15 protein-coding genes are annotated in these 25577 nt (G+C 68.7%); 9 read left to right on the forward strand and 6 right to left on the reverse strand.

Features of this window, described 5'->3' with window-relative positions:
• Positions 1-193 precede the first annotated feature (193 nt).
• The gene (locus QRN07_RS05195) at positions 194-3133 is read left to right on the forward strand and encodes a glycoside hydrolase family 3 C-terminal domain-containing protein (protein WP_285240530.1); all 2940 of its coding nucleotides are present in this window, start codon (positions 194-196) and stop codon (positions 3131-3133) included.
• A 64-nt stretch (positions 3134-3197) separates the two neighbouring features.
• Here QRN07_RS05195 and QRN07_RS05200 read toward each other — a convergent pair whose 3' ends face one another.
• On the reverse strand, positions 3198-4043 hold the full coding sequence (locus QRN07_RS05200) for a DMP19 family protein (protein WP_285240531.1): 846 nt from the start codon (positions 4041-4043) through the stop codon (positions 3198-3200).
• A gap of 221 nt (positions 4044-4264) precedes the next feature.
• Here QRN07_RS05200 and QRN07_RS05205 point away from each other — a divergent pair, with 221 nt between their 5' ends.
• A complete protein-coding gene (locus QRN07_RS05205; RefSeq protein ID WP_285240532.1) occupies positions 4265-7753 on the forward strand; it encodes a DEAD/DEAH box helicase in 3489 nt (1162 codons plus the stop codon).
• Positions 7754-7927: 174 nt separating this feature from the next.
• Positions 7928-8926, forward strand: coding sequence for a family 43 glycosylhydrolase (locus QRN07_RS05210; protein ID WP_285240533.1), 999 nt, complete (start codon positions 7928-7930; stop codon positions 8924-8926).
• 133 nt (positions 8927-9059) lie between these two features.
• On the opposite strand, the gene QRN07_RS05215 is transcribed toward QRN07_RS05210, so the two are convergent.
• Positions 9060-10349, reverse strand: coding sequence for an ammonium transporter (locus QRN07_RS05215; RefSeq protein WP_050686364.1), 1290 nt, complete (start codon positions 10347-10349; stop codon positions 9060-9062).
• 448 nt (positions 10350-10797) lie between these two features.
• On the opposite strand from QRN07_RS05215, the gene QRN07_RS05220 reads away from it, so the two are divergent.
• Positions 10798-14355, forward strand: coding sequence for a discoidin domain-containing protein (locus QRN07_RS05220; RefSeq protein ID WP_285240534.1), 3558 nt, complete (start codon positions 10798-10800; stop codon positions 14353-14355).
• Between the two features lie 101 nt (positions 14356-14456).
• Here QRN07_RS05220 and QRN07_RS05225 read toward each other — a convergent pair whose 3' ends face one another.
• The 4 genes from QRN07_RS05225 to QRN07_RS05240 form a co-directional block, all read right to left on the reverse strand.
• Positions 14457-16382: a DUF2264 domain-containing protein gene (locus tag QRN07_RS05225; RefSeq protein WP_285240535.1), complete on the reverse strand. Its 1926-nt coding sequence runs from the start codon at positions 16380-16382 to the stop codon at positions 14457-14459.
• Between the two features lie 78 nt (positions 16383-16460).
• On the reverse strand, positions 16461-17207 hold the full coding sequence (locus tag QRN07_RS05230) for a ThuA domain-containing protein (RefSeq protein ID WP_285240536.1): 747 nt from the start codon (positions 17205-17207) through the stop codon (positions 16461-16463).
• Positions 17207-18355: a LacI family DNA-binding transcriptional regulator gene (locus tag QRN07_RS05235; protein ID WP_056595626.1), complete on the reverse strand. Its 1149-nt coding sequence runs from the start codon at positions 18353-18355 to the stop codon at positions 17207-17209. The genes QRN07_RS05230 and QRN07_RS05235 overlap by 1 nt, the downstream gene beginning before the upstream one ends.
• The gene (locus QRN07_RS05240; RefSeq protein WP_285240537.1) at positions 18352-20421 is read right to left on the reverse strand and encodes a heparinase II/III family protein; all 2070 of its coding nucleotides are present in this window, start codon (positions 20419-20421) and stop codon (positions 18352-18354) included. The genes QRN07_RS05235 and QRN07_RS05240 overlap by 4 nt, the downstream gene beginning before the upstream one ends.
• Before the next feature lie 161 nt (positions 20422-20582).
• On the opposite strand from QRN07_RS05240, the gene QRN07_RS05245 reads away from it, so the two are divergent.
• The 5 genes from QRN07_RS05245 to QRN07_RS05265 are packed head-to-tail and all read left to right on the forward strand — an operon-like array spanning position 20583 to position 25512.
• On the forward strand, positions 20583-21596 hold the full coding sequence (locus tag QRN07_RS05245; RefSeq protein ID WP_285240538.1) for a hydroxyacid dehydrogenase: 1014 nt from the start codon (positions 20583-20585) through the stop codon (positions 21594-21596).
• A gap of 55 nt (positions 21597-21651) precedes the next feature.
• On the forward strand, positions 21652-22932 hold the full coding sequence (locus QRN07_RS05250) for an ABC transporter substrate-binding protein (RefSeq protein WP_285240539.1): 1281 nt from the start codon (positions 21652-21654) through the stop codon (positions 22930-22932).
• Between the two features lie 8 nt (positions 22933-22940).
• Entirely contained in the window at positions 22941-23864 is a 924-nt protein-coding gene (locus QRN07_RS05255; protein WP_285240540.1) for a carbohydrate ABC transporter permease, read from the forward strand.
• Positions 23864-24793: a carbohydrate ABC transporter permease gene (locus QRN07_RS05260; protein WP_050686347.1), complete on the forward strand. Its 930-nt coding sequence runs from the start codon at positions 23864-23866 to the stop codon at positions 24791-24793. The genes QRN07_RS05255 and QRN07_RS05260 overlap by 1 nt, the downstream gene beginning before the upstream one ends.
• On the forward strand, positions 24790-25512 hold the full coding sequence (locus QRN07_RS05265; RefSeq protein WP_285240541.1) for a hypothetical protein: 723 nt from the start codon (positions 24790-24792) through the stop codon (positions 25510-25512). The genes QRN07_RS05260 and QRN07_RS05265 overlap by 4 nt, the downstream gene beginning before the upstream one ends.
• Positions 25513-25577 lie beyond the last annotated feature (65 nt).

Below are 25577 nucleotides of genomic sequence, written 5' to 3' on the forward strand. Positions count from 1 at the left end.
CAGCACTCCTTCGTGGAAGTCATTTAGACAAAGCTTCAAGCGATTCATCGAATCGATTCGACTGCGTTTAGCGTAGGCCACCACCCACCTTCGCGGCAAGGGATAAATGTGTTGCGACTCACAAGCACCAGTGCAACACTGGATTTTGCCGGATTTTGTATAAGCGATTCGATAACCAGCCGATAGGATTCCAGTGCCCCACCAGCAAGCCGCCTCCCCCGCCGTGGACATCAACGTTCCGGCGCCCACCCCACCGCAGGGGCCAGAGCCGACGGTGGAGGCTGCGGCCGCCGGGTCACCGGCTGCCATCCTGGCGGCGCTGACACTGGCGCAGAAGGTGGCGATGCTGCACCAGCATTCGCCTGCCGTTGACAGCCTTGGCCTGGCGCCGTTCCACACCGGAGCCGAGGCCGCCCACGGTGTTGCGTGGCTGGGACCGGCCACCGTTTTTCCGCAGCCGGTGGGCATGGCGGCTACCTGGGACCCGGACCTGATCGAGCGCCTGGGCGAGGCCACCGGCCACGAACTGCGCGGCAAAAAAGCCACTGATCCGTCAGTCAGCCTGAACGCCTGGGCGCCGGTGGTGAACCCCCTTCGCCACCCGCTGTGGGGCCGGAACGAGGAAGGCTTTTCCGAGGACCCGCACCTCACGGCGGAGCTGGCCGGGGCATTCTGCCGCGGCATGAAGGGCCGGGACCCCCACATGTGGCTCACGGTGCCCACGCTGAAGCATTTCCTGGGCTACAACAATGAGCGGGACCGGAACGTCACCTCCAGCAACCTCAGCCCCCGGGTGCTCCACGAGTACGAGCTGCCCGCCTATCGCGGCCCCATCGAGGATGGGGTGGCCGGTGCCGTGATGCTCTCCTACAACCTGGTCAACGGCCGGCCTGCGCACGTGTCCGACCTGGTCCGGGAGCACCTGAGGCAGTGGCGCAACGGGGAAGGGATCACCGTGGTGACAGACGCCGGCGCGCCCGGTTCGCTGTTCCGGGCGGAAAAGTATTTCGACGACGGCCCTGCCGCGTACGCCGCAGCCCTCCACGCCGGCGTCGACAGCTTTACTGACGACGGTGACAACCCCGGCCCCTCCATCGCGTACCTCAACGGGGCCCTGGCGAAGGGTCTGATCGATGAAGCGGCCGTGGACGCCGCGCTGCTGCGACTCCTCACCCTCCGGGCCAGGACCGGCGAGTTCGCGCCGGAACGCGATCCGTATGCTTCGATCGGGCCCGAGGCCATTGGCACACCGGCCCATGTTGCCCTGGCCAGGGAGGCCGCCGCGAAGGCGGTGGTGGTGCTTCGCAATGAACCCGCGGCCGGATCAGCGGACCGGCTGCTGCCGCTGGGTGACCCGGCCGGGTCCATCGCGGTGATCGGCGCGCTGGGTTCGCGGGTCCTCAGCGACTGGTACAGCGGAACGTTGCAGGATGCTGTCAGCATCGCCGAAGGCCTGGGCCACCGCTATCCCGGTTCCGTTACCGCTGAGGAGGGGACCGACGTTGTTGCCTTCCGGTGCGTGCGGACCGGAGGCTACCTGGGCGGCAGCGGCGGGGCGGTGCTTACCGCCCGTGCCGGGGCGCCCGGTCCGGAGCATTCGTTCGACCTGAAGGACTGGGGCTCGGGCGAACTGACGCTGCGGCTGGTGCAGACCGGAAAATTCGTCACGGATACCGGGGACGGCTACCTTCGGGCAGCGGCGGACCGGGTGGGCGGCTGGGTGGTCCAGGAGACGTTCCGGGCCGCCTACGCCGCCGACGGCACAGCTGCCCTGCAGCATGTGGGGAGCGGAAAATGGCTGCGGATCGAGGCAGGTACGGGCAGCGCGGCGCTGGTCCCGGACTACGGCCTGGCCGATTCCTTTGTTCTCCGCGTCCTCAGCTCCGGGCACGAAGCTGCCCGGAGCGCGGCGGCCCAGGCCCACACGGCCATTGTGGTGGTGGGCAACGATCCCCACCTGGGTGGCCGGGAAACGCTGGACCGCACGTCGCTGGACCTTCCGCTGGCCGACCAGGAGCTCATCCGGATTGTCCGCGAGGCAAATCCGCGCACCGTCCTGGTCATCGTGTCCTCCTACCCCTACGCGCTGGGCGGGCTGGCCGACACCCCCGCCGTCGCCTGGACCTCGCATGGCGGCCAGGAACTGGGCCACGGTGTGGCGGAGATCCTCAGCGGGGACTCCGGGCCCACCGGCCGGCTGCCGCAGACCTGGTTCGGCCGCGACGAGGACCTGCCGGACATCCTGGATTACGACATCATCACCTCGCAGTCCACCTACCTCTACAGCAGCGCCGAGCCCCTCTATCCGCTGGGTCACGGCCTGACCTACGGCGAGGTGCGGTACGGCTCCGTTGCCCTGCGGGAACTGTCCGGCGGGACCCCGGACCGCGCCGACACCGCGGAGCTCACCATCGAGGTCCATAACGCCGGTCTGCGGCCGGCGCAGGAACTGGTCCAGGTGTACGCCTCGGCGCCGGGCCACCCGTCCGGGTTCCCGCGCCGGCTCCTGGTGGGCCATGAGCGGGTGGACATTCCCGCGGGCGGCTCCGCCACGGCCGTTATCCGGGTTCCCCTGGAACGCCTGGCCACCTTCAACGTGGCTGCCGGGCGCCTGGTGGTGGAGCCGGGCAGCTACCTGCTCCTGGCCGGCGCCTCCGCTGCGGACCTGCCGCTGGCGGTAACGCTTGAGGTGGCCGGCAGCCCCACGCCGGGCCGCAGCCGCGGCGCGTGGTTCCGGGCGGAGACCTTCGACGCCTGCGGGAACCTGGCCCTGGTCCCGGAGACGCCGCTGGCCGGCACCGCAATCGCTCCCGCAGGATGCGGGCAGCCGGCCTGGTCCGTTTACCGGGTTTTTTCGACCGAAGCGGCTGCCGGCCAGGCTGCCGCCGGGGCGCAATCCGTGCTGCTGGACGTGGTGTCCTGCACCCCGTCCGGCCCGGCAGCCCGGGCCACCGTGCGGGTCCAGGTTCCCGGCCCCGCAGGTACGTGGAACACCGCGGGAACCGGTCACGTGGACGCCGCGTTCACTGGTGTCCTGCGGATTCCGCTGGGGCAGGGACCAGCCGTCGGCGCGGCAGGGTTCCGGCTGGTGTTTGAGTGTGGCGTGACCGTCAGCCGGGTGCAGCTGGCTTAGGCAGGACTGCCGGGCCGCCCCGGAAAAGGCGGCCCGGCGGTCCCTTCAGGGAGCAGCCGGTTGGCTACGCGTCCACCATGTCGGCCTCGGCGAACTCCACGGCCGCCACGATCTCCTGGGTTTCGGGATTGATCATGAACGCCTCGTCGTCCTCCTCGACCATCAGGAAGTCGCCGTGGTCGGTGCTGAAGTGCCAGGCCAGCGTCTTGATCCCGTGGTGCAGGTAGTTCGGGTCGCCCATGGTGATCTTTATGAGCGCAAACCCTGCCACCTCGCACAGTTCCCGGATGATCACTTCGAAGTCCGGAGCGTCAGCCAGCTCGTCGGCGTCGGCCTGTGCCTGGCGTTCGGCCAGGTCCGGCACAAGCGCCACGAGGCGGTCGATGTGGGCGTCCACCTCGTCGTCGGCCAGGACAAGAAGGTCGGCCTGGCTGCGCAGCCAGGCCGCGTTCAGGGCGGTGATGTTTTCGTGTTCCAGCAGCTCCTCGAACTCGCCGTCGAGCTCTTCCATCCGGAGGACGGCGTCGGGCGTCAGATCGGAGTCCTCAGTCCCGCCATCCAGGTAATGCTCGCGGTCAGTGCCGGAGAGGTTGTCGAAGAAACCGGCTGTTCGGTTGAACAGCGCCAGGTGGGCGGTGGCGCCCATGCCGGCCATGCCTTCGCGGATCAGCGTGTCGGTGTCCTCCCGGTCGATCGCCATAAAGACGTACTGCGCGAAGCCGCCCTCAAGCGCCTGCGTCAGGTAGAAGTCCACGTAGTAGCTGCGGACCGCCACGGGTGACATCTCGGCGGTGTGGAGGAGCGCCTCATGCATGGCATCCACCAGGCCCACGTTGGCTTCGACGGTCTCCTCGTCGCCGGCTTCGATGCTGCTGCTGGTCAGGACAACGGGCTGCTGGCTGGTGATCATGGCGATCCTCACTGCTGGCGGTGGTGGTGGTGCTCGGATATTTGTCACGCTACGGGGGCCAGGGAGCCGTGGCGTTGCGGGGCACATGAACGTCAGGCGAAGTTTGGGCGGGACCTGGCACCCGGCCCGTGCGCACCGGTGCCGCCCGGCGAACTAAGATGGATCAGATCACCAACCACCGGACCCGGCCCCGCCGTGGCCTGCTGAAAGTAGCGCGCACCATGCCATCCCAACCGGACGAGAGTGCGGCCCTGGCAATACAGACCCCCGCCATCAACGACCGCTCCCTCGCGGCCGGGCTCGCCTATGCCATGGGCAGCCGCGTCTCGGGGATGTCGTTCGACGCCGGCACCGGGCTGATGCTCGGCAAGGTCCGCGGCGGCGCAGAGGTGCCGTATTCCACCACCGCCAAACTGGTCCGGAAGGCCGGCGGCTGGAGCTGCACCGTTGGTGTCTGCAGCTGCCCGGTCCGCAAGGACTGCAAGCATGTGGCCGCCCTGCTTTTCGCCGCCGAGGACAGCCCGGCGATCCGGGTCCAGCTGCTCTCCCCTGCCACCGCCACGCAGGTAGCGCGGGATCCGGCGGCCGTGGCCCTGACTGATTGGGAGGAAGCCCTCAGCCCGCTGATCTCCCGCACCGGGACGGCCCCCGCCGGCACGGGCGTCCCGCTGGCCCTGCAGTTCGAGATCGAGGAACCCGCGCCGCACTTCTCCTACACAGGGCGCCGGGATCCGGTCCGCGGTGTCCGGCAGCTCAAGGCCCGGCCGGTCATCATGGGGTCCAAGGGCAAATGGATCCGTGGCGACGTTTCCTGGAACACGCTCAGCTACCTGAACTTCCGGCGCGAATGCAACGAGGCGCACGTCGAATGGATGCAGGAGTTCCTGGCCGCGCACTCGGCATCCGCCAGCCGGATGCACAACTCCTCCGGGCTGTGGCTGGGGCTGAACTCCTACGCGGGCCGGAACCTGTGGAGCCTGCTGGCCGACGCCCGCAAGATCGGCCTGGCCCTGGTCCATTCGCGCGGCACCGAACCGGTCCGGATCGCGGAGTCCCCCGCCGCCGTCGGGCTTAACCTGGGCCGTTTCGGTACACCCGCCCCGGCGGAAGGCACACCGCCGGACGGCGGCCTGGAGCTCTCGCCCACCATCAGCGTTGACGGCGGCGAGGTGGACCCGGCCGCTGTGGGCACCCTGGGCCGGCCGGCGCATGGCCTCTTTTTCACCACCACGGCGGACGGCACTGTCCCGGAGACGCTGCCCGGAGTGACCGAGGGGCCGGCCACGGACACCGTAATTACCCTGGCGCCCCTGGAAAACGGGTTGAGCGAGGAACTTCTGGCGTTTGTGACGGCCGGCAGCGCGCTGCGGATCCCGGCCAAGGACGAGTCGCGGTTCCTCACCGGTTTCTACCCGAAGCTGAAGCAGACGGCACGGGTGACGGCGCGGGACGAGTCCGTGGAGCTGCCCACCCTGGCTGTTCCCACCCTCTCGCTGCTGGCGAACTATGGCGCCGACCACCGGGTGCGGCTGCATTGGGAGTGGCATTACAAGGCCGGGAAGCTGGTTACGGCCCAGCCGTTGTGGCGCCATCCGGGCGATCACGGCTACCGCGATGACACCGCCGAAGCGCGGATCCTCGACGGCATCGGGCAGCCCTGGGAGGCGGTTCCGGCGCTGGGCGAGTCAGCCACCGGCGGCTGGGGCACGCCCCGGCTGGCAGCGTCCGTGGAACTCAAGGGCCTGGACACGCTGGCGTTCACCGAGGACGTGCTGCCCCGGCTCCGGGAGGCGCCGGACGTTGATGTGGACACCGCCGGTGACATCGCCGATTACCGGGAGGCCGAGGAAGCCCCCGTTGTGTCGATCTCCACCAAGGCCACGGAACAGCGCGACTGGTTCGACCTGGGCATCCAGATTTCGCTCGAAGGCCAGCCGGTCTCCTTCGCCGCGGTGTTCTCGGCGCTCGCTTCCGGGCAGACCAGGATGCTCCTGCCCAGCGGCGCGTACTTCTCCCTGGACCTGCCGGAGCTGCACCAGCTGCGCGCCCTGATCGACGAAGCCCGCGAACTGCAGGACTACAAGGATGCGCCGCTGCAGATCAGCCGGTTCCAGGCCGGCCTGTGGGATGAACTGGCGCAGCTGGGAATCGTGGACGAGCAGGCGGCGTCCTGGCGCGCGGCGGTGGGCGGCCTGCTGGAAGGCGGCATCGAGGGCCTGCCGCTGCCGGCCAGCCTGGACGCGGACCTCCGGCCGTACCAGCTGGAAGGCTTCAACTGGCTGACGTTCCTGTACCGGCACAGCCTCGGCGGTGTCCTGGCCGACGACATGGGCCTGGGTAAAACCGTGCAGGCACTGGCCCTGATGTGCGCGGCAAAGGACCTGGCCGCCCAGTCCGCCGGCACTGACGGAACCGCTGCCGCCGTCGTACCCGGCAGCGTTGACGCTCAACCAACAGGTCCCGACGGCGGCGCCCCCTTCCTGGTGGTGGCCCCCACCAGCGTGGTGGGCAACTGGGCGGCGGAGGCTGCCCGCTTCGGTCCGGGGCTGAAGGTCCACACGGTCAGCGAGACGTTCGCGAAGAGCGGCCGGCAGCCGGCGGCGGCGATGGCGGGAGCCGACCTGGTGATCACGTCGTACGCGCTGTTCCGGATCGACTACGAGGCGTACGCGTCCCACGCCTGGTCCGGGCTGGTGCTGGATGAGGCCCAGTTTGTGAAGAACCACCAGTCCAAGGCGTACCAGTGCGCCCGGAAGCTGCCGGTCCCCTTCAAGCTGGCCATCACCGGAACGCCGCTGGAGAACAACCTGATGGAGTTCTGGGCGCTGACGTCCATCGTGGCGCCCGGGCTGTTCGCCAGTCCCAAGCGGTTTGCCGAAAACTACCAGAAGCCGGTGGAGAAAAACGCCGACAAGGGCCAGCTGGACAAGCTCCGGCGGCGGGTGCGTCCCCTGATGATGCGCCGCACCAAGGACCAGGTAATCAAGGACCTGCCGCCCAAGCAGGAGCAGATCCTCGAAGTGGTGCTCAATCCGCGGCACCAGAAGGTGTACCAGACGCACCTGCAGCGGGAGCGGCAGAAGATCCTGGGCCTGATTGAGGACGTCAACAAAAACCGGTTCACCATCTTCCAGTCGCTGACCCTGCTGCGGCAGCTCAGCCTGGACGTTTCGCTGGTTGACCCGTCATTGTCCGCGGTCCGGTCCAGCAAGCTCGACGTGCTTTTTGAACAGCTCGAGGACCTGGTGGCCGAGGGGCACCGCGCCTTGATCTTCAGCCAGTTCACCGGCTTCCTGGGGAAGGTCCGCGAGCGCCTTGACGAGGAGAACATCGAGTACTGCTACCTCGACGGCGGCACCCGCAACCGTGCCGACGTCGTCAACGAGTTCAAAAACGGCAGCGCCCCGGTCTTCCTGATCAGCCTCAAGGCCGGCGGCTTCGGCCTGAACCTGACGGAGGCCGACTACGTGTTCCTCCTGGATCCGTGGTGGAACCCTGCGTCGGAGGCGCAGGCGGTGGACCGGACGCACCGGATCGGGCAGGCCCGGAACGTGATGGTGTACCGGCTGGTGGCCAAGGACACGATCGAGGAGAAGGTCATGGCCCTGAAGGCGCGCAAGTCCCAGCTCTTCGCGGATGTGATGGAGGGCGACGCCCTGTCCGGCGGTGCCATCACGGCCGAGGACCTCGCCGGGCTGTTCCGGGAGTAGGGCACCCGTGGCGGCGTCCATTGGCGACACGCAAACCTCCTGTCGACGCGCAGATTCCGTGACGCACCCCGGATAAGTGCCGCGCCAGGGAATCTGCGCCGCGCGGATGCTTTTGCGCGTCGGAAATACCCCCTAAGCTGAAGCCAACGAAGTAAGTACAACGTTGGAGAAGATGTGCCACAGGAGCAGGCCAATGCCGTCCCCGCCGTGATTCCGCTGCGGCCGGACGCCTTCGCAACCCCCTACCGGGACCCCGTCTGGGACGGGCCAACGGATCCCGTCCTGGTCCGGGACCACCGCACCGGGGACTGGGTGCTTTTCTACACCCAGCGCAGGGCCACCCAGGACGGGCTGACCGGCGTGGAATGGGTGCACGGGACGGGCATCGGCGTCGCCCGGTCCGCTGACGGCGGAGCCAGCTGGACCTACCAGGGCACCGTGGCCGGCCTGGTGCCGCCCGGAACGGAACTGCCGGCAACGCTGTGGGCGCCCGACGTCGTCCGCCTGGGCGACCAGTGGTTCATGTACCTGACGGTGCTGGGCGGTGTCCGCACTGACTGGACAGGTGGGGCCGGGATTGTGCAGCTGGCCAGCCGGAACCTCACCGACTGGGAATACCTGGGCCAGGTGGACCTCGACTCGCCCCGGGTGATCGACGCCGCCGTGGCCTTGTGCGGGGACGGCCGCTACCGCCTTTGGTACAAGGACGAGGCCCGCGGGTCCAACACCTACAGCGCGGTCAGCGACGCGCCGCACGACCCGTCGTCGTGGGCGGTCGAAGGCATCACGCTTCCGGGCCGCCCGCACGAGGGTCCCAAGGTATTCCGGCTCGGTGGCTGGTACTGGATGGTGGTGGACGAGTGGCGCGGCCAGGCGGTGTACCGGTCGGAGGACGCGGCAGGCGGCTGGCTGCGGCAGAAGGAGGGCGACGGACTGATCCTTGCCGCCCCCGAGTCCGTGGCCGGCCGGGCCGTGGTGGGCCGGCATGCGGACGTGGTTCCCCTGTCGTCCGACGGCGGCCCGGACCAGGCACTGGTGGTCTACTTCACGCATCCCCACTGGGGCGGCGAAGACATTGACACCATGGCACCGGACCCCAAAACCAGGCTCAGCCACGTCCGCGCGGCCGTGGTGGAGGTCCGGGACGGCGTCCTGGTCTGCACCGCCGGCTGAGACAGACGGCAAAACGAAGGCAGAGGACCGGCTCCTGGAACGGCCGCCCAGCGCCCCCCGCTGGTACGTCCCAGGGCCCGGCCCTCTGCCTGGCTCGTCTTCCGGACGGCGCATTGGCACCGTCCGGAATGGTCTAGCTGCGCTGGGGGGACCCCAGCTCCACCGGGTCTTCATCGGTGAGGTAGGCAAGCTCCGAGTGGGCCGCGAGGTCGATGCCGCGCATTTCATCCTCGGGCTTGATGCGCAGGCCAATGGTCCGGTCCAGGATCTTGGCCAGGAGCCAGGTGATGCCGAACGAGTAGGCCAGCACCGTGACCGTGGCCAGGGCCTGGGTTCCGAGGAGCTCGAAGCCGCCGCCGTAGAAGAGCCCGTTGACGGCGTTCGGGGCTGCGTCCGTGGCGAAGAGCCCAATCAGCAGGGTGCCCAGGATGCCGCCCACCAGGTGGACGCCCACTACGTCGAGTGAGTCGTCGTAGCCGAGCCGGAACTTCAGTTCGATCGCCAGCGAGCAAACCGCACCGGCGATCAGGCCGATGGCCACCGCGCCCAGCGGGCTGACGGCGCCACAGGCAGGCGTGATGGCGACCAGCGCGGAGATGAGGCCGGACGCGGCGCCCATGCTGGTGGCCGCGCCGTGGCGGATCCGTTCCACCAGGGCCCACGCCAGGAGGCCGGCCGAGGCAGCAACTGCGGTGTTAAGGAAAACCACCGACGCCGACTGGCCTGCGGACAGGGCGGAGCCGGCGTTGAAGCCGAACCATCCCACCCACAGCAGGCCGGCACCGATCAGCACCAGCGGCCGGCTGTGCGGCTTGGTGTGTTCCATCTTGGGCCAGCCCGAGCTCCTGCCCAGGACCAGGGCCAGGGCCAGGGCCGCGGCGCCTGCGTTCATGTGCACAGCCGTGCCGCCGGCGAAGTCGATTGCCTTGATGCCGCTGGCAATCCAGCCGCCGGTGACGCTGCCGTCCGCAGAGGAGAACGCAAACACCCAGTGGGCGATCGGGAAGTAGACAATGGTGGCCCAGATGCCGGCAAACAGCATCCAGGCGCCGAACTTCATCCGGCCCGCCGCTGCGCCCGCCACCAGTGCGGTGGTGACGCAGGCAAAGAAGAGCTGGAAAGCTGCGAACAGTGCTACCGGGATGGACGCCTCGTCATCCGCGGCGAGCAGCTGTCCCAGACCGGGGAATTCGGTGATGTCGCCGATCAGCCCCAGTCCGCCCACTGAGTTGCCGAAGGCCAGTGAGTAGCCAAAGAGTGCCCACAGCACAGCCACCAGGCTGGCGCCGCCGAAGCACATCATCATCATGTTCAGAATGCGGCGTGAGCCCACCATGCCCCCGTAGAACAGGGCAAGGGCGGGGATCATCATGCAGACCAGCGCTGAGCTGGCCAAAATCCAAGCGACATTTCCCGAATCCATGGGAAACCCCTTTCGTGATGCGAGGAGAGAACGGAAATCGCCCGTGAATGCCGCTCCGGCAGAAGGGGCGCGGAATCAGAACCGCGTCCAGCGGAGGGCAGCTTTCGCCGTCTGTTTCCAGAGTAAAGCTGGCATCTCCGGGTGGGTTTCCGGTGTGTTAAATGATCGTTTCGGTTCGCCGCACGCATGTTTCAGGCGTCCCGCGGCCATCGGGCACGGCACGGGTTGTCCTGCAGGACGCGAAGTCGAAGTTTCGCCGGCGGCCGGGACGGCCTGCCCACGGCCGGTACCGCCGTCGAACACGTCCTGAACACCCGTGACCGAGTGCGACCGAACTTGTTCGGATGCCTTGTTCCGTTCCGACCCCGCCCATAGTCTCGCTGTGCCCGGACTTCCCGGCTGCGGGACCGGCAACAGCTCCGCACCCCCATGACTGCGAGGTACAACAATGACGTTTTCCGCACGAAGAACCCGACGGGCCAGGAAGCCGGTGGCCGCGCTCGCTGCCGCGGTGACGGCGGTGGCCGGGCTGGCGTTGCTCCCCGTGGCACCCGCCGGCGCTGCAGACCCGCCCACTCCGGTGACCATCACGCCCAACCCGGCAAGCCGCGGAGCCGCGTTCGAGGGCTGGGGCACCAGCCTGGTCTGGTTCGCCAACGCGACGGCCGGCTACTCCCCCGAACTCCGCGAAGAGCTGTACCAGAAGGTCTTTGGGCAGGAAGGCCTGAACCTCAACATCGCCCGCTACAACGTGGGCGGCGGCAACGCCTCCGACGTAAAGAACTACCTCAACGACGGCAGCGCGGTGGAAGGCTGGTGGCAGCCGAAAACGGAAGTGCCCGCCGGCACCGCTCCGTCCAACCTGTACAACCCTGACGGCACGGTGGACAAAGCGCAGGCCAACAAGCTGGCCTTCCTGGAGCAGTGGAACCCGGATGATCCCGCGTCCTACAACCCGGACGCGGACGCCAACCAGCGCTGGTGGGTGGAGAAGCTCGCCGCGGAACAGCAGATCACCCACTGGGAAGCCTTCAGCAACTCCCCGCCCTGGTTCATGACCAAAAGCGGCTACGTCTCGGGCCAGCCCACCCCCGCCAAGGGCGAAAACCTGCTGCCCCAGGCGGAGGCCAAGTTCGCCGCGTACATGAAGCATGCCGTGCAATTGCTGGAGGAGGGCAGCGGCATCACGGTGAACACCATCGACCCGTTCAACGAGCCCAACTCCGGCTATTGGGGCACCGACATCGACGCTGCCACGGGCAAACCCCCCACCAGCTACACGCAGAAGCAGGAAGGTGCCCTGATTTATCCTGCGGCGCAGGACCGCGTCACCCGGCTGCTGGCCGCCGAACTGGCCAAGGCCGGCACCACCACCGGGGCCGTCATCTCCGGGATGGACGAGACGGATCCGGGCAAGTTCATGACCAACTGGAACGGCTACAGCCAGGCCGCCAAGGACGCCGTGGCGCAGCTGAACGTCCACACTTACGGCACCGGCGACCGCCGCCGGGTCCGGGACCTGGCCAAGTCTGCGGACAAGCCGCTGTGGATGAGCGAAGTGGGCGGCTCCTGGCGCGGCAACCCCGCACTCGGCGACTCCACCGGGGGCTGGGACCGGTCCAACATCGCGAACGGGCTGGGCATCGCCGGGCGCATGGTGGATGACCTGCGTGAGCTGGAGCCGGACGCCTGGGTGTTTTGGCAGCCCGTGGAGGACACCTACAAGCAGGAAAAGGGCGACGGCGGCTGGGGCTCCATCTACGTGGACTTCGACTGCAACTACGCCGGCCGTGAAGGGTCCTCCAACCGGCGGATCAACGACGGAGCCAGTGCCGAAGCCGCCAAGTGCAAGGTGCTGACCAACCAGAAGTACAACACCACCCGGAACTTCACGCATTACATCCGGCCGGGCGATTTCCTGATCCAGAACGACAACGCCAAAACCGCGAGCGCCCTGAAGGCGGACGGCAAAGGCGCCACGCTGGTGCACTTCAACGACACCGCGACGCCGGAGAAGGTCACCCTGGACCTGAGCCGCTTCGGTTCCATCGCCCCCGGCGCTACCGTGACCCCGGTGATCACCACCAAATCCCCCCTTGAGGACATCGAGCGGAACGCGCTGGTCAAGGGCGCCCCCGTCGCCGTTGATGCCGCGGCGAAGTCCGCCACGCTGGAGGTGCCGGCCGCTTCGGTGGTGACGTTCGTCGTCGACGGCGTCAGCGGCGTTGCCGCCGACGCCGCACCGGTGCAGGACGGCCACAGCTACCACCTCACCGGTGACGCCAGCGGCAAGGACCTGACGGCCCGCGCCGACGGCTCCGCCGCCATCCAGGACCCGGGGTCCAGCATGGCTGCGGTGGCCCCGCAGGTGTGGACCTTCAACGCCGTCCGCAGCGACGATGAGTACGCCCACAACCGGCGCTGGGTGCTGACCAACAAGGACGGCCGGGTCCTGGCCGGAACCGGCGGCGTGCTCAACGGCAGCCAGGCCGGTACCGCCACCCTGTCCGGAATGACACTGGAACAGGCAAAGGCCACGCCCGCGGCGCAGTGGATCCTCAGCACGGAGAACGGCCGGAAGTGGTCGCTGGTCAACGCTGCCGCGGCCAGTGCCCTGCAGGTGGCGGGCAGCCAGACGACGGCCGGGACCGCGGTTTCCCTGGGCTCGTCCACCGGAACCACCGCCACGGCCACCGCCAACCCGCACCAGGTGTGGGGCTTCACCGACCTCGAAGACCTGCAGCTGCTGGGCACCACCAAGGTGGACCTCAGCACGCCGGTGGGGGTGGCCCCGGAACTGCCGGCGACCGTCATCCCCCTGTACGGCAACGGTGCGGGCCGGCCGATTGCGGTGCAGTGGCAGCAGATTGACCCTGCCGCCTGGGACAGGGCGGGCCGCGTGACGGTCACGGGTTCCGGGACGGACCTGTACGGCGCGGGCTTCAATGACGCCACCGTGACGGTGGAGGTGGGCCGCTACGCCGCCACCGATCCGGTGTCGGCCACCGTGGGGGCAGGCTCCACCCTGGCCGCGCTCCAGGCGGCAGCACCGGGCAGCGTGCCGGGCCAGATCAGCGCCGGGCCGGCCCGGAACCGGCTCACGGCAACGTGGGACTGGAATTCGTTCGACGCCGCCGCGCTGCAGGTGCCCGGGACGTACACCGTCCGCGGGACTGCGGCCACCGGGGTTTCCGGGGAGCAGCCGCTGGCAGCCGTACTGACGGTGATCGTGGTGGCCAGCGAAACCGTGGACAACATCTGCCGGGCGGATCCCGCCACCACCGCCACCGCCAGTTTCACGGAAGGGTCCTACCTGGCCCGCAATACCTGCGACGGCAATGCCGGCTCCGCCTGGTCCAACTGGGTCAGCGCCGGCCGTGCGGGTGACAGCCTCACGTATGGGTTCGGCCGGGAGTACACGGTGGATTCGGTGACGGTGACGTCAGCCGAAAAGGCCGCGCAAAGCCTGAAGGTTCAGTACCAGGACGCGGCCGGAGCATGGCAGGACACGTCCGCCGGGACCATCACCGGGCTCAGCACCGCAGCCCCGGCAACCGTGGCCTTCAGCCCGGTGGCAACGCGCGGCATCCGGGTGGTGCTGGCCACCCCTGGTTCCTACACCAAGGTGGCCGAGGTGGCCATCCGGGGCACCCGGCCGGCTCCGGCCGGACTGCCCACCCTGGGCAGGCTGCTGGTGGACCAGCAGTCCGTGGCGGGGTTCGATCCCGATGACTCCGGGTACAGCGTCCTCACGGCCACCGCAGCCTTTCCCACGGTGGCGGCAGTCCCGCTGGACACCAACGCCCGGGTCACGGTGATCCAGGCAAGCAGCGGGAACCCGACGGCGGAAGTCACCGTCAGCGCCCCGGACGGCACCACGCGGGCATACACCGTGGCGTTTGTGACCGGCAAGGACGCCTGTAAAAACGGCGGCTGGGCCACCAACCTGGACCCGGGCTTCCGGAACCAGGGGGCCTGTGTAAGCTACTTCGCGGCCGGGAAGTAACCGCACGGCAAAAAGGGGCCCGCGGCGGGGTGTCAATCCCGCCGCGGGCCCCGCTGTGTGCGCCTGCCTGCCTGGCCGGTTAGACCCAGGGACCTGCGGCGCTATTCCAGCCGCGCCCACACCGCCGCGAGGTCCACGGCGGTGCCGTCGGCAAACACAAAGCTGCCGCCGTCGGACCACCGCGCGCCGGCAAGTTCCCGCTCCAGCCCGGCACCGTCCAGGCCCACGACGGCGGCATAGTCACCGTCGCGGGCGGCGCCGGCGGTACCAACCCAGGGGATGGTGAGCCGCTCCCCCATGGGGTGCGCGGCCTCCCGGACCCAGGTGCCGGCGTCGTCCAGTGGCCCGCCGGCACAAGGCGCGGCCAGGATCCTGCTCAAAACGGAATCCGCTCCATCCTGGTCCACCGGCCAGCCGCCGATCCGCAGGCGGGAATCCGCCCCGGCGGCGGCCGTCCCGCGGAGCCGCACCAGCCGCAGCTCCACCGCCCCGCGGGTCAGCGACACCACGGTGGCCTGGGGCCCGGCGACCGCCACGCCCGCTGCGCCGCTGCCATGGTCGGGGCCGGCGTTGGGGTCCACGGAAATCCAGTGCGCCGTGAACCGGGACGCACCCAGCAGGACACCATCAAGGTCCGCCTGCGCCAGGACGGTAAAGCCGGTCCGGTGCGTCAGCTGCCCGGACCCGGACTGCAGCACCACCGCGTTGTCCAGGGATTCCGGTGCCAGGTCCGGGAAGGTGTGGGTGGAGTAGCCAAGCCGGGCATACAGCGGCGAATCCGCCACCGTGCTCCCGGGGTTGGCGTGGTCGGTGCCGTGGTTCCGGACCCGCACCACGCCGTCCGCCACCGTGCCGTTTACCTGCCAGCCGGGGGCGGCAATCAGCCGCCGGGTGTCCGCGGCCTCCACCGGCAAGGGCTCCTCCACGGCAGTCCACACGGGGTGATCCGCGGGCAAAGCCAGGCCCATCATGCCCTTCGCTGCCCAGTACGGCGACCCGGAACCGGAGTAGGACTGCTTCATGCCGGGGAACTCGCCGTGCCAGCCGATGGAGAGCAGCCCGTCCGGGGTGAGGGCGTCCCGCTCCATGAAGTAGGACAGGATCCCGGACGCCGCCCGCCGGGACACCCCGGGACTCAGCCGCGTCTGGCCCAGCAGCTGGCCGGACCAGAACGGCGCCGCGGCGGCGAAGCGGTAGATCAGGCTGCGGCCCTGGATCAGCGGGGCCCCGTTGCCGCCCACCAGATGGATGGCGTCGGCCAGGAAATCCGCCAGCCGGCCGCCGTCGAGGTCCCGCCGGGCCCGGACCCGGGGGTCCTGCGGCGCCATCAGCTGCAGCAGCTGCGGATAGACGTGGAAGGCCCAGCCCACGTAATGGTCGTAGGCGCGTTCGGGGCCGTCGGCAAACCAGCCGTGGCCGCGGTAGAGGGCATCGTGGGTTGCCAGGCCGGCGTCGATATCGGCGTCGGAGTACCGGCCGCCCACGCTGGCCAGGAACATCTCCACCACAATCTGGAACCACACCCAGTTGATGGGCGGGTACTCCTCGCCGATTACCGTCTCGAACCAGGCCACCAGCTGTTCCTGGACCCGCTGCGGCAGTTTGTCCCACAGCACGTCCCGGGTCAGGGCCAGGCCAACAGCCAACGACGCCGCCTCCACCTTGGCCTGCCCCAGCTCGCCGGGTGTGGGCCACCGGTCCGGATTGGCCGGGTTGGTGCCGGCGTCGAGGCCTGCTGCGTACCAGTCGGCCAGCCAGCCGGTTCCGTCCGGGTCACCGGCCAGCCGGAAGGACGCCAGCAGGAAGGTGCGGGCGAAGGCCTCCAGCGAATCGCTGCGCGGGCCGTAGGCGCTGCTGGCGCCGGGAAGGTAGAGGTTGGCGTGGTCGGGGGTGGCGAACCGGTGGGCGGACCGCAACATATGGTCCGCGTAGGCGCACCAATGGTCGCGGGTCAGGCCGGTGAGCGGGGACAGTTTCCGGTCCAGCGGCGGGAGGACAAGGGCGGGCGGGGCGGCACGATGGGTCATGGTGTCCTGGCGGGTCGGTGGCAGGGGCGGTTGATCGGTGGCAGGCGCCTGGTCAAAAACAGGTTGGCAGGAGCCGGGTCATGCGGGGGCCGGGGCTTGCGCGCCGTCCGGGCTGCCGGCGGTGAGCCAGCCGATGGCCTGGCGCAGCAGCCTGCGGTGTTCGGGTGAGGCGTAGGAGGCGGCGTCATGGCCCAGCGCGTCGTACACAGTGCGGCCGGAGCCGCCGCTGCCTGCGCCAGGGCGCTCCAGCGACCACACGGTGGGATGGTCCAGGCCGTTGTGGACGTGCGTGGCGTGCACGGTGATGCCCGGCGCGGTGCGCAGGTAGCTGTATTTCTCATCGGGCAGCACAAAGTCCGGGATGCCCGCCACCACGGGTCCGGACTCCGGCCGGACCGAGATGGCCGCCGGGCCGTAGTCGGGGTGCATGGACGTACCCCGGATCCACCGTCCGCCCAACCCGTCCTCCCATTCGGGCAGGTCGGTGAAACTGGTGGCGCTGGAATGGGACGCCAGCAGGGGCCTGCCCAGCCGGAGCCAGCGGGACAACCCGGCAGCGGCCTGCGGCGTCCCGGGTGAGGGTGCGCCGTCCCGCGGCAGGCCCACGTTGATGGCGAGGAGGGCCGGCAGGTCCGCGCCGGGCAGGTCCGCCAACGCAGCCAGTGCGGCGTCCACGTCCGGCGGCAGGACGGCGTCGAACCCTGCCTCCCGGAGGAGGTCCGCGAGCGCTGCGGAGGTTTCCGCAAAGGGATGCCACGGGTCGGCGTAGCGGCCGGTCCCGCTGAGCAGCAGCGCCGTGGGACGTGCCGGCGTTGCCCCCGCCATCACAGCGTTTCCTGCAGCAGGCCGGCGGCGGGGACGCGGGGCGCTCCCACGGAGGAGTCGCGCAGGATCAGGTCGGGGTTGAGGCCGACCCGGTGCACGGGCCGCTGCCTTCCCTCTGCGAGCCGCGCGGCCATCAGCTGCACCGCCACTTTCCCCACATACTGCTTGGGCGGCCGAACGGCGGAGATGGCGGGTTCGGCGAGGTAGGCCACCTCGTCGTCGTAGCCCACCACCGCCATGTCCCCGGGAACCTGCAGGCCGCGGTCCACGCAGTGCTGCACAAACGCCACCGCCTGGGTGTCCGAATGGACCAGCATGGCGGTGGTTCCGGTGACACGGCAGAGTTCAAGGACGTGGTCGAAGTGTTCCGCCCTGCCGCCCGGGCCCTGCGTGGCCGAGTCCTCATGGACCGAGCCTTCCAGCGGGATCTTCATGGCGGCCAGGGCCTGCCGCCAGCCGCGCACCACGTGTGGGCTGGTGGGACTCGCGGAGTCCGTGAGGCAGCCGATCTGCCGGTGCCCCTCCTGCCACAGGTGCCGCACGGCCATGCCGGCTCCGAACGAGTGGTCAGTGGCCACCCACTCGAGGCGGTGCGCCGGAACCTCCGCGGGCGGCCGGCGTTCGGCGAGGACCACGGGGATGGGCAGCGTGTTGAGCCAGCGGAGCAGCTCACGGCCGTGTTCGCCGGTCATGTCCGGTGCCACGATCAGGCCGTCGATGTTCTGGGTGTCCAGCAGCGCCTGCACCTGCCGGCGGTTGTCGGCGGCGTCGTAGGCGGAGCCGCGGACCAGGATCCTCAGGTTCTGCTCTTCGGCTTCGGCCCGGGCGCCGCTGATCACCTGCGGCCAGTAGTAGTCCAGCGAGGGCACCACCATGCCGATGGAGTAGCTGTTCGACGCCGGCCTGGCCGCCGCCGACCGGTCCAGTGGGCTGCGGAGGGTGGCGCCGCCGTGCACCCGGGACACCAGGCCCTCGTCCGCCAGGATGTTCACGTCCCGCCGGATGGTCAGTTCGCTGACACCCAGTTTGGCCGCGATCCCGCGGACGGTGATGGCACCGTGGGCCCGGAGTTCCTCCATGAGGCGCTCCCTGCGCTGGAGTGAAAACAGGGACTTCCCGGCGGGGACGGATGCTGGCGGGGTGCTCATGGTGTGGCCTCCACGGTGAGGGTGAATGCGCCGGCGGCGCGGTTGTCGGCGGACATCCTGAAGCGCAGGCGGGTCAGCCTGGCACCCCAGACGCCGGCCAGGAGCGGGTCGTCGAGCTGCCATTCGTCCACCAGCACGACGGCGGATTCCGGCTCCCAGCGCAGGGCGGCGCCGCGGGTGGCAGGGTTGCCGGGCGTTGCGGCGGTTCCGGGGACGGGTACGGGGATCCCTGCCGGCGATATTGTTGCGGTGCCGGCGTGGGCGCCGGTGCCGATCCGCACGGTTCCGGCAGCAAGGTAGGTGATGGAGGTACCGTCCCCGGCCGCGCCTTCCTGCGGTGCAGCAGCCAGGTCCCAGGTGTCGGTCACCCGTACCTGCCGGGCGTCACGGTCCAGGGCCGCGGTGCGGACCCACTGCCCGGGGGCCAGCCCATAGGCGGCCCCCAGTTCCAGTCCCAGCACGGGATTCCCGGCAGCCGGCACGTGGACAACGTGCGCGGCAAACTCCCTGCCGGTGCCCTGCTCCTGCCCGGCGGGTGCCGGGACGCTGTGCCAGGCACTCTGCATGGCGCGGATGCTGTACCTGTCGGGCCCAAACGTTTGGGCCGTGTATGTGGGCTGACCGGCATCCACCAGCAGCGGCACACCGTCCACGGCCACCACCACGGATCCCACGTCGCGATGGTTGTGGTGCTCGCCGTTGTGCCCGCCCTTGGCTGCCAGGAACAGTCCGGTGCTGCTGCCGGCAGTTTCGCGGGCCACCATCACCTGCACCGAGGGCAGGTAGGCGAACGGCACCAGCGGGTACCCCGCGCCGACCACGGAGCCGGAGCCCGGACCGGCTTCCTCGCCGACGGATGGTCCAGCTGCCACTCCATGGGCGCCGGCGGCCAGGATCGGCCGCAACATCCTGCCCAGGCCCGCGGCCGGCGCCGGCTCCCCGGAGTCTGCGGCTTCGGCGTGCGCTGCCGCGTCGGCGTTGCCCAGCTGGCCGGCCCACCGGCGCAGCATGCTCCACGGCAGCGCCGGAGCTGCCTGCGCCGGACCGTCCGCCACGTTCAGGTACCAGCTGCCGCCGATGTGCATCCGGTGCGGGAAGGCCGCCATTTCGCGGACCACCGGCAGGTCGGCGTCGAGCGCCCCGCCGGTTGCCTCCGTGAGCAGCGAGAGTCCCTCCAGCGCCCTGCCCGCGCCGTTCCACCAGTAGGCAAAACCCTCATCGATGGCCCCGTCGGCCGGGATGGCGGCCAGGAACCGGTCCAGGCCTTCGATGCACCGCGCAACAGTCAGGGCCCGGACCCAGGGGTCGTCAACCAGGAACAGCGCAGCGGCCAGGAGGTTGGAATGGATCCAGGGGTTCCAGTTGTGGACATCGCCGTCCAGGCCAAGCCAGTGCCAGTCCAGCCGGTCCAGGAAGGGCCGGATCACGCGGGCCTGCACTTCGTCCCGGATCCGGCGCCGCAGTCCCGGCGCCCTGCCGTCCAGTTCGGCACCCAGCACCAGGTCCAGCCAGGCCAGCTGCGCCGCCACTTCCCCGGCGCCCAGGTCAAGATAAGGCCGGTCCAGATCCGGCAGCACGTCCCCCGTGCGGGTGAACACGTCGTCGTGCGCGGCCCAGCTCCACGAGCTTTGTTCGCAGAGCAGGAAGGCGCCGTCGATCACTTCATCCAGCCAGGCCGGTGCTGCCCCCGACGGTCCGTCCGGGTCAGGGTTTTGGCCGGGCTGCGCTGCCAGTGCCAGTACCACCGCACGTGTCAGCCGCTGCTGCCGGGCGCCCACCAGCCCCTCGTAGGCGGTGCGGTTGCCGTCCCTGAAATACCGGGCGTAGTGGGACACCAGGGGCTGCGGCCACGGTGTGCCGCGTTCCGCCCGGGCGTCCCGCTGCAGTTGGCCGGTGCGCGGTCCTGCCGCCGCGCACCATGCAGGATCGCCGACGGCGGGAGCCGCCAGCCGCCCGCGGGCGCCGGCCAGCAGGGACACCAGGTTGCCGGCGGAAGCGGTATCGCCCCACGCGGCCGCCAACGGAAAGGCGGGAGGGAGTTCGGGAGAGCCGTGCTGGGACGTCATCGGGAAAACTCTTCTTTTGTTCGACTCTGATTGTTTCAGATCGAGTACGAATGGCTTGGTTGAACTGTGCTGTTCATGAGTATGTACTGGATTCCAGATGTGATGCAAGCCATGAACTGCCCGGCCTGGAGCAGTTCCCAAGAACGGAAAAGGAGGCCCGAATGCCGGCTAAACTCAAGGCAATGCTGGTGATGAACAGCGAAACCTACTCCGATCAGTTCGACGCCGCCCGGCTGGAGCGCCTGGCCTCAATGGTGGACCTTGGCAGCACGCCCTGGACCGCTTCCCTGACGGATCCGGGCCTCGCGGACCGGCTGGCAGAGGTGGAAATCCTGCTCACCAGCTGGGGGGTTCCCGCCTTGGACAAGGAAACCCTTGACCGCCTGCCCAGGCTCAAGGCGGTGTTCCACTGCGCCGGGACTGTCCGCAGCTTCGTCAGCCAGGAACTCTGGGACCGCGGCATCCTGGTGACCAACGGCGCCGATGCCAACGCCATCCCCGTGGCGGAGTTCACTTTCGCCTCGATCGTGCTGGCGGGAAAGAAGGCCCACGTCCTGGCCAACGATGCCCGGACCTTCAGGACGGACTGGAGCTACACCACCCGCCGGGGCGAGCTGGGGAATATCGGCCGTACCATCGGCGTGATCGGCTTTTCCCGGATCGGCCGCCGTGTGGTCCAACTGGTCCAGCAGCTGCAGGATGTGACCTGCCTGGTCAGCGACCCGCACGCCGACCCTGCAGCCGTGGCAGCCGCCGGTGGGACGCTGGTAACCCTGCCGGAGCTGCTGGCCGCCTCCGACGTGGTCAGCGTCCACGCCCCCGCCCTGCCGGAGACCCGGCACATGCTGGGCGGCCTGGAACTGCGCGCCATGAAGGACCACGCCACCCTGATCAACACCGCCCGCGGCTCCCTGGTGGACACCGCGGCGCTGGAGGCGGAGTGCGCCACCGGCCGGATCAACGCCCTGCTCGACGTGACCGAGCCGGAACCGCTGCCTGCGGACTCGGTCCTCTATTCACTGCCCAACGTGGTGATCACCCCGCACATCGCCGGCTCGCTCGGCACCGAAACCCGGCGGATGTCCGATGCCGCCCTCAACGACCTGGAACGCTACCTCACCGGCCGCCAGCTGCTGGCCCAGGTGGTTTCCGAAGATCTCTCCCTCAGCGCCTGACCCGGCATCACCGCCGCATCCGCGGCACCACCAAAATCCCCTTAAGGAGAACGCAATGAAGCGCACCACTCTCGCCGCACTGGCCCTGGCAGTCACCGCCGGGCTGGGCCTGACCGGCTGCGCCGGCGCAGCCGGCCCCGCCGAAGAACAGGGACAGGAAGGTAAAACCCGCCTGACCGTGTCCGTGTGGAACTACGAAGGAACCCCCGAGTTCAAGGCCCTGTTCGACAGCTACGAGGCAGCGAACCCGGCCATCGACATTGAGCCCGTGGACATCCTGGCCGACGACTACCCGCAGAAGGTCACCACCATGCTGGCCGGCGGCGACACCACCGACGTCCTGACCATGAAAAACGTGATCGACTACGCCCGCTACGCCAACAACGGCCAGTTGCAGGAAATCAACGGCGTGGTGGACACCGTGGGCAAGGATTCGCTTGCAGGACTGGATGCCTTCAACATCGACGGCAAGTACTTCGCCGCCCCCTACCGCCAGGACTTCTGGCTGCTCTACTACAACAAGGAACTCCTCAAGGCCGCCGGCGTGGACAACCCGGCCCACCTGACCTGGGACGAATACTCGGCGCTGGCCAAGAAACTCACCACCAACGCCGACGGCAAAACCACCTACGGCACGTACCACCACATCTGGCGTTCGGTGGTCCAGGCCATCGCCGCGGCGCAGAACGACGGCGACCAGAACGGCGGCGACTACGGCTTCTTCGAGGACCAGTACAACACCGCCCTGGACCTGCAGAAGAGCGGCGCCACCCTGGACTTCGGTACGGCCAAGAGCCAGAAGACCAGCTACCGGACCATGTTCGAGACCGGCCAGGCAGCCATGATGCCCATGGGCACCTGGTACATCGCCGGCTTCCTGCAGGCCAAGAAGGACGGCAAAACCAACGTGGACTGGGGCCTGGCGCCGCTGCCGCAGAAGTCCGACGACGGCAAGGTCACCACGTTCGGTTCGCCCACCGCGTTCGCCGTCAACAAAAACGCCCAGCACTCCGACGAAGCAAAGAAGTTCATCGAATGGGCCGCCGGGGAAGAGGGCGCGAAGGTCATTTCGAAGATCGGCGTGGTCCCCGCCCTGCAGAACGACGCCGTCACCGACGCCTACTTCCAGCTCGAGGGCCTGCCCTCCGATGAGCTGTCCAAGAAGGCCTTCACACCGGACAAGACCGCCCTGGAAATGCCCGTCAGCGACAAATCCGGCGCCGTGGACAAGATCCTGAACCAGGAGCACGACCTCATCATGGTGGGCGAGCGCCCGGTGGCGGATGGCATCGCCGAAATGGGCAAGCGCGTCACAGGCGAAGTCCTCGGCAAGTAGCTTCTGCCATGACCACCGAAACACTGACACCCGCACCGGTGCCCGTCAGCCGGGGCAACCGCAAACAGGCGCGGCGCAACACGCTGATCGGCTGGACCTTCATCCTGCCGAACTTCCTGGGCTTCCTGGCCTTCACCCTTATCCCCGTCATCGCGGCGTTCGCGCTCTCCTTCATGGAATGGACCTCGTTCACGGCACCGCGCTGGGTGGGCCTGGAAAACTTCCAGCGGATGCTCCAGAGCGACACGTTCTGGGTGGCCCTGCGCAACACCGTGGTCTACGCGCTGGGCCACGTGCCCCTCACCATGGCCCTGGCCCTGGGCCTGGCCATGCTGCTTAACCGCAAGCTCAAGGGAATCGGCTTTTTCCGGGTGGCCATCTTCTTCCCCTACATCACCTCCCTGGTGGCGGTGGCAGTGGTCTGGAACATGTTGTTCAGCCCGGACAACGGACCCATCAACCAGTTCCTGAATGCGATCGGCATCGCCGAGGCTCCGGGCTGGACCTCCAGCTCCGACTGGGCCATGCCGGCAGTGATCATCACCAGCGTGTGGCGGGACATGGGCTATTACATGATCCTGTACCTGGCCGGCCTGCAGGCCGTCCCCACGGAACTGTATGAGGCAGCCGAGGTGGACGGCGCCAGCGGCTGGCAGCGGTTCTGGAACGTCACCATCCCGTCCCTGCGGCCCACCACGTTTTTTGTGGTGGTCATGCTGACGGTGTCCAGCTTCAAGGTCTTCGACCTGATTGTGGTGATGACCAACGGCGGGCCCGGGCGCGCCACCACCGTGCTGTCCCAGCTCATCTACCAGGAGGGCATCGGCGAAGGGAAGTTCGGCTATTCGTCGGCCATCTCCCTGGTGCTGTTCCTGATCGTGCTGTCCATCACCGTCCTGCAGTTCAAGCTTCAACAGCGGAGGGAACGCTGATGACCAACATGGCCGAAGACCTCAAGGCAGAGGCACCCTTCCTCAGCGGCGCCCCGGCACCTGCTCCGGAAGACCGGCGTCGTACGCAACGGGAATCACCGCGCGAACGGAAGAAGCGCACCACCGACGTGGTGATCTACGGCGTGCTGGCCGTGCTGGTGGTGGCGCTGATGGTGCCCTTTTTCTGGATGCTGTCCTCGTCGCTGAAGGAAAACAACCAGGTCCTCACCGTCCCCATCCAATGGATTCCCAGCGATTTTGTGTGGAGCAACTACACGGACATCTGGACCCGGATCCCCATGCTGGGCTACCTGCAGAACTCGCTCTACCTGGCAGTGATCATCACGTGCCTGCAGGTGCTGACCGGTTCGCTGGCCGCCTACGGCTTCTCCAAGGTCCGCTTCCCCGGCCGGGACGTGCTGTTCCTGGCGTATATCGGCACCATCGCCGTGCCGTGGCAGGCCTACATGGTGCCGCAGTACATCATGATGCAGAACCTGGGGCTGACCAACAGCTTCAACGCCCTGATCCTGCTGCAGGCGTTCGGCGCGTTCGGGGTGTTCCTGATGCGGCAGTACTACATGACCATCCCGGATGAACTCTGCGAGGCCGCCCGCATCGATGGCCTGAGCGAGTACGGCATCTGGGCGCGCGTGATCCTGCCGCTGTCCAAGCCGGCCCTGGCCAGCCTGGCGCTGCTGACGTTTGTGAACACGTGGAACGACTACATGGGACCGTTCATCTACCTCACGTCCAACCGGCTCTGGACGGTCCAGCTGGGCCTGCGTTCCTTCGTGGGCCAGTTCGACGCCGAATACGCCATGATCATGACCGGGTCCGTCATCTCGGTGATCCCCATCCTGGTGATCTTCCTGATCGGCCAGCGGTACTTCATCCAGGGCATCGCCACGAGCGGCATGAAGGGATGACCGCCGTGGGAGGAGCCGGGCGGCGCGGGCTGCTGGGCCGCGTGCCCAGTCCGGGCTTCGAGGCGTTTGGCAGCATCTTCGGCTTCATCTACACCTTCCTGGCCGGGAATATGCTGCTGGCACTGGCCAACGCGCCGCTGGTGCTCTGCCTGGCCCTGGTGGCCGATCCGCTGGCGGCGTGGCCGTTTTTCCTGGCGCTCTCGGTGACGGTCCCGCCGTCGCTGGCCGGCCTGTTCGCGGCCTTCCAGGCACTGAACGGCGACGGCGGCGCGGTCAAGCCGGTCGCCGCCTTCCTGCGCGGCTACGCAGCCGCGTTCCGGCGGACGGCCCCGCTGGGCCTGGCCGCCGTGGCGGCGCTCCTGTTCCTCGGCGTGGACCTGGTGATTGTCCAGTCCATGCCCGCCGCCGCGGTGCTGGCTCCGCTGATCGTTGTGGCCGCCGCCGTCACCGTGGGCGTCACCGTGACGGCAGCGGCGGGCACCGTCCTGCTGCCCGGGGCCGGGTTGAAAGCCCTGCTCAAGGCCTCGCTCTACCTCTGCCTGCAGCGCTGGTACCTGAGCCTGGCCATGCTGGTCCTGCTGGGGATCATCGCCTCCGCCGCGCTGCTGCAGCCGGTGCTGGGCATTGCCTTGGCCCCCGCACCGCTGCTGTTTGTGGTCTGGAGCAACGGCGCTTACGCGTTCCACCAGGTGCTGCGGACGCCCTCTCCTTCGGCCTGACCGGGTTGCCTAAGCCGGTTGCCTAAGCCGGTTGCCTGACCCGGCGCAGTTCCCCGCGAGATGGC

This window comes from Pseudarthrobacter sp. MEB009 (assembly GCF_030208875.1).
Taxonomy (GTDB): domain Bacteria; phylum Actinomycetota; class Actinomycetes; order Actinomycetales; family Micrococcaceae; genus Arthrobacter.

Bases quoted from the DNA above. Each gene is read 5' to 3' on its own strand.
- QRN07_RS05200 (WP_285240531.1), bottom strand. From the start codon at position 4,043: ATGATCACCAGCCAGCAGCCCGTTGTCCTGACCAGCAGCAGCATCGAA.
- QRN07_RS05205 (WP_285240532.1), top strand. From the start codon at position 4,265: ATGCCATCCCAACCGGACGAGAGTGCGGCCCTGGCAATACAGACCCCC.
- QRN07_RS05215 (WP_050686364.1), bottom strand. From the start codon at position 10,349: ATGGATTCGGGAAATGTCGCTTGGATTTTGGCCAGCTCAGCGCTGGTC.
- QRN07_RS05220 (WP_285240534.1), top strand. From the start codon at position 10,798: ATGACGTTTTCCGCACGAAGAACCCGACGGGCCAGGAAGCCGGTGGCC.
- QRN07_RS05225 (WP_285240535.1), bottom strand. From the start codon at position 16,382: ATGACCCATCGTGCCGCCCCGCCCGCCCTTGTCCTCCCGCCGCTGGAC.
- QRN07_RS05230 (WP_285240536.1), bottom strand. From the start codon at position 17,207: ATGGCGGGGGCAACGCCGGCACGTCCCACGGCGCTGCTGCTCAGCGGG.
- QRN07_RS05235 (WP_056595626.1), bottom strand. From the start codon at position 18,355: ATGAGCACCCCGCCAGCATCCGTCCCCGCCGGGAAGTCCCTGTTTTCA.
- QRN07_RS05240 (WP_285240537.1), bottom strand. From the start codon at position 20,421: ATGACGTCCCAGCACGGCTCTCCCGAACTCCCTCCCGCCTTTCCGTTG.
- QRN07_RS05245 (WP_285240538.1), top strand. From the start codon at position 20,583: ATGCCGGCTAAACTCAAGGCAATGCTGGTGATGAACAGCGAAACCTAC.
- QRN07_RS05250 (WP_285240539.1), top strand. From the start codon at position 21,652: ATGAAGCGCACCACTCTCGCCGCACTGGCCCTGGCAGTCACCGCCGGG.
- QRN07_RS05255 (WP_285240540.1), top strand. From the start codon at position 22,941: ATGACCACCGAAACACTGACACCCGCACCGGTGCCCGTCAGCCGGGGC.
- QRN07_RS05260 (WP_050686347.1), top strand. From the start codon at position 23,864: ATGACCAACATGGCCGAAGACCTCAAGGCAGAGGCACCCTTCCTCAGC.
- QRN07_RS05265 (WP_285240541.1), top strand. From the start codon at position 24,790: ATGACCGCCGTGGGAGGAGCCGGGCGGCGCGGGCTGCTGGGCCGCGTG.